The 4116-nt window shown below is 56.6% G+C and carries 4 protein-coding genes; 3 read left to right on the top strand and 1 reads right to left on the bottom strand.

Annotation, left to right across the window (positions count from 1 at the left end; genetic code table 11):
• Positions 1-460: 460 nt before the first annotated feature.
• Complete coding sequence (locus ACESUZ_RS09965) at positions 461-1459, bottom strand: hypothetical protein (protein WP_373093821.1); 999 nt, start codon at positions 1457-1459, stop codon at positions 461-463.
• Between the two features lie 653 nt (positions 1460-2112).
• On the opposite strand from ACESUZ_RS09965, the gene ACESUZ_RS09960 reads away from it, so the two are divergent.
• From ACESUZ_RS09960 to ACESUZ_RS09950, 3 genes are all read left to right on the top strand, one after another.
• Positions 2113-3504 carry an ATP-binding protein gene (locus tag ACESUZ_RS09960; RefSeq protein WP_373199893.1) on the top strand — a complete coding sequence of 464 codons (1392 nt, stop codon included), beginning with the start codon at positions 2113-2115 and terminating at the stop codon, positions 3502-3504.
• Between the two features lie 183 nt (positions 3505-3687).
• Positions 3688-3849: a hypothetical protein gene (locus tag ACESUZ_RS09955; protein WP_161144910.1), complete on the top strand. Its 162-nt coding sequence runs from the start codon at positions 3688-3690 to the stop codon at positions 3847-3849.
• Positions 3825-4031, top strand: coding sequence for a hypothetical protein (locus ACESUZ_RS09950; RefSeq protein ID WP_117734342.1), 207 nt, complete (start codon positions 3825-3827; stop codon positions 4029-4031). Before ACESUZ_RS09955 ends, ACESUZ_RS09950 begins: the two co-directional genes overlap by 25 nt.
• The last annotated feature ends 85 nt before the right edge of the window (positions 4032-4116 follow it).

Here is a 4116-nt window from a genome sequence, read left to right as displayed (position 1 = left end):
CGCCTTTAGACGCGTGCCGGAAATCCAAGGGTTATACCCTAAGAGCAAACCACCCCTTTTAGGGGTGGTTTTGATTTGGAGCGCCTCCGCATGCGGAAACTGTGTCCCGGAATCCAGCTTCGGAACGGGATGAACTTTCCCAACGGGGCCGCATGCGGAAACTGCGTCCCGGAATCGTGCCTCAGAATGGGATGTGTTTTCCGCTGGCCGGCCGTTTGGAAACCGCATCCCAGTTTGAGCGTTTATTCCGGGATGCGGTTTCCGCTGAAGGACTCAACCGGAAAGCCTGTCCCGTTCCGAGGCTGGATTCCGGGACACGCTTTCCGCCAGGCCCGCCATCCGGAAAGTGCATCCCGTTTTGAGCGTCCAGGCTGGGCCGCGCTTTCCGTTGGCGTGGCCGTTGGGAAAACGCGGCCCAGATAGGGGGGATGCGATCCGGCGATGCACGGCCTAGCAGCTCCTACAGCTCCACGTCGTTGAGCCACGTCGGCAGCGCGGTCTGCCGGATGCCTGCCGTCTGCAGCTTTTTGGCGAGCATTCCTGCCGAGCGGACCTCGTTCATGGTAAAGCGCAGCAGAGGGTGGCCGTAGAGCGATAGGTGCGCCTCGCGCTGTCGTTCGGCAACGAGCGCCTCGGCGGTGGTGCGTCCGGCCAGCATGGTCTGGTCGGTATATTTGATGAGCCCGTCGAGCTCGCCCAGCGTGAGTTCCCGCGCCTGGCGCTCCCAGGCAAAGTCCGTTCGTATGGGCTTGGCCGAATCGAAGGGGTCCGTCAGCTCGTATTGAAGCCAGTCGGGCGCAAAGCCCGTCTCGATCATGATGGCTCGGGCGACCGATTCCCCGCCGCTCTCGGCGCGGGCGTCGGCATATCGAAGCGTTGTGAGGGCGGTGCGAATCGCGCGACCATTGCGGGCAGTCGCTCGTTGCTCAACGGCCTCCATCAGCTGTTCCGACGCAAGGCCGAGCTTTGAGATCGCCGAATCGGCAATGGGCATGCCGTCGGCAAAACCAGTTTGCAGCAGGCAATCTGTGGCCGTTTGGATGGGCGGCGTTACCGATATGCCGGCTCTGCGTATTGCTCCGGCCGGCTCAATCTGGTGTCGCTGAATATGTGCGCCCGGACGAGCCGACGGCTTTGTCGAGCTGCAAACATGCACGACGTTCAGGTGTCGCCACGAGACCTCGAGCCCCAGCAGGCAAGCTGCCGAAAACGAGCAGAACGTCCAATCGGGATGGATGATCGCAAGGGCGCGGAGGATCTCGCAATGGCGTTGCGCTCGGTTGAGTTCATCCCAGTGCGTTTTTCGCGCAAACAACCCCGGCATGGGCGAGACAACCGTGCCGCCGGTGCGCCGAAGGAGCGCTTTTCGGATCGCCGTGCTCGGGGGAATCAGACAGCGCCCCTCTTGTTCGGCTTGAGTGAGCAGTTGGTCGATGAGCTGGTCGTTGCAATGGGTCATGAGCTACCGCCTCCTTTTGGGTAGCAAAAACGTATCAGCTGGAACTTGCCGCTCAGCTGACCAAAAGCTGACCAAAATCTAACCATGCAGGTAGATGACCTGCTTTTGGCGACATATTTCTTGTTTGAATCGGTGAGCGGTAATCGGCGACCGTGAACGGTAGCTGGATATGAAGTCTTGGTAAGTTTCGGGACGTGTACTTTTTGAAAAAGAGCATTCTATCTGCTGTTTTGTGTTTCTGGATCGCATATTTGAAGGCATGTGATAAGGGCGGCGGACTGTCGCCTTGTACCTGAGGAAACCGTGACCCGGAATTGCCGCTCGGAACGGGACAAGCTTTCCGGAACAGCCCTCAACCGGAAACTGCGTCCCGGATTCGACGCTCAGAATGGGATTCGCTTTCCGGTAGAAGTTTCAGCGGAAACCGCATCCCAGAATTCAGGCTCAGAACGGGACACGCTTTCCGGATGGCATGCTTGGCGGAAACTACGGCCCAGTTTTTGGCTCCAGAACGGGATACATTTTCCGGAACGGTCCACGTGCGGGGGTGTACCGCCCCTTTTGCGTGCGCCGCTTGTCGAATTGCGTTATAGCTAGCTATATTATAGGAAGGTATAATATAGCTAGCTATAACGCAAAGGAAGGATGGCCCTATGTTTATCGGAAGAACAGTGGAAATGTCCGAGCTCAATCGACTGTATGGCACGGGCTCCTTTGAAATGCCTGTGATTTACGGCCGCCGTCGCGTGGGTAAAACGCGTCTTATCACAGAGTTTATCCAAGGCAAGAAGGCTATTTACTTTCAAGCTCGTCGTACCAATGCAGTGGCAAACCTGCACGGCTTTAGCCAGGCGATACTTGCGGGTTCGGTTGGTGCTGCAGGTGTGTCGTTTCGTAGTTTTGACGAGGCGTTCGATGCGTTGGTCACCATGGCTCGCACGGAACGTTTGATTGTCGTGATTGACGAGTATCCCTATCTCGCCCAATCGAATCCCGAGATCAGCTCGTTGCTGCAAGACAAGATCGATCACTTGTACAAAGAGACCAAGCTCATGCTTATTCTGTGCGGGTCGTCGCTTTCGTTCATGGAAGAGCAGGTGCTGGGCTACGAGAGTCCGCTATACGGTAGGCGTACGGCCCAGTTTAAGATCATGCCGCTGGATTTTACGACGACCCTCGGTTTGTGGCAGAGCATGGGTCGCGAAGACGCTGCGGTTTGCTATGGCATGACGGGCGGCATTCCTGCATATATCGAGAAAGTCGATCCTACCGTATCGCTCGAGGACAACATCAAACGTCTTTTTCTTACTCCTACGGGCTATCTCTTTGAGGAGCCGAGTAACCTGCTATTGCAAGAGTGCCGCAATCCCGAGCAATATGATGCGATCGTGCAAGCAATTGCCCAGGGGCGCTCGAAGATCTCAGAGATTGCGAGCTCTATGGGAATCCCTGCGAGCAACGTAAAGAGCTATGTGGATAAGCTGGCGTCGCTTGGGATTGTCGAGCGCGAGCTGCCCCTAAACGAGACGAGCAATAAGCGAGCCGTGTATCTGCTGAGCGACCAGATGTTTAGGTTCTGGTACAAGTTTGTGCCGCAGAACATTGGGCTGATTCAAAACGATATGGCCGAGATGGCGTATAGGCGCATTGAGCCGCACGTATCGGATTACATGGGTACGGTCTTTGAGCTTATATGCAGACAATACGTGTACGAACTCGCACGCGCGGGCGAACTTGGTGTGGTGCCGGCAACAGTTGGCCGTTGGTGGGGAACGGACAATCGGACGCGTACGCAGGAAGAGATCGATTTGATTGTCGACGACGGAGAGGGCGCGGCGCTCTTTGCGGAGTGCAAATGGCGTAACGAACCGGCAGGCGAGGATGTTCTGGAAAAGCTCGTGTACCGAAGCGAGCTCTTTAGGCGTCAGCATAAAAGCTACGTGATCTTCTCGAAGCGTGGCTTTACGCAAGGATGTCAGGAAGCTGCGGCGAGCAGGGGAGATACCAAGCTGATTTCGTTTGCCGAGATGTGCGAGCGGAGATAACCAAGCGCGCTCTGATGTGATTGCTCGGAATGGGTCGCGCTAAGGATGCCAAGCGTAAAACCTACAATGAAAATGGCGTAAAAACTACATTGAGAACGGCGTAAAAACAGCATTGAGAATGGCGTAATTTCGTATATCGCATGATCGCCCGAGCTTGCACACGGCCTTTTGCGAGCTCTTGCCATGAACGAGAGCCAGGCTGTCACGTACAAGACGCTCATAAAGGACGCCTCGTACGGTGAGACGGGCCCCGACGAGAGGACCATCGCTGCGCACCTGGATCTCTTCAACAGGCTCAAGCTGACCGAGGACCTGTGCGGATGGGAGCCATCGAGGTCAAGCTGAGTGATGCGAAAGCAGACGATGGAGCGAGAAATCTCAAGGCGCTGGAGAGGAAAGTGCTCTCCAATCCTGCCGCCCAGAATGCCGCGCCGGCGTTTTTGGCGGTCGTGGTTGGAAAGGGGAGCATTGCCTACACACGCGACGACGGCGTGGCGGTGATCCCCATGGCGGCACTTGGGGCGTAGTGGTTTTGCGGTTGATTTTCAATCTCAACGCAACAGCCTGAACGGACCCCGCGTTTCCGCAGCTAGCGCAACGCGGAAATAGCTC

This window comes from Collinsella aerofaciens ATCC 25986, assembly GCF_964239575.1.
Classification (GTDB): Bacteria; Actinomycetota; Coriobacteriia; order Coriobacteriales; family Coriobacteriaceae; genus Collinsella; species Collinsella aerofaciens_BQ.
The sequence above is the reverse complement of the archived record's forward strand: the minus strand, read 5'-3'. Positions and strand labels throughout refer to the sequence as shown.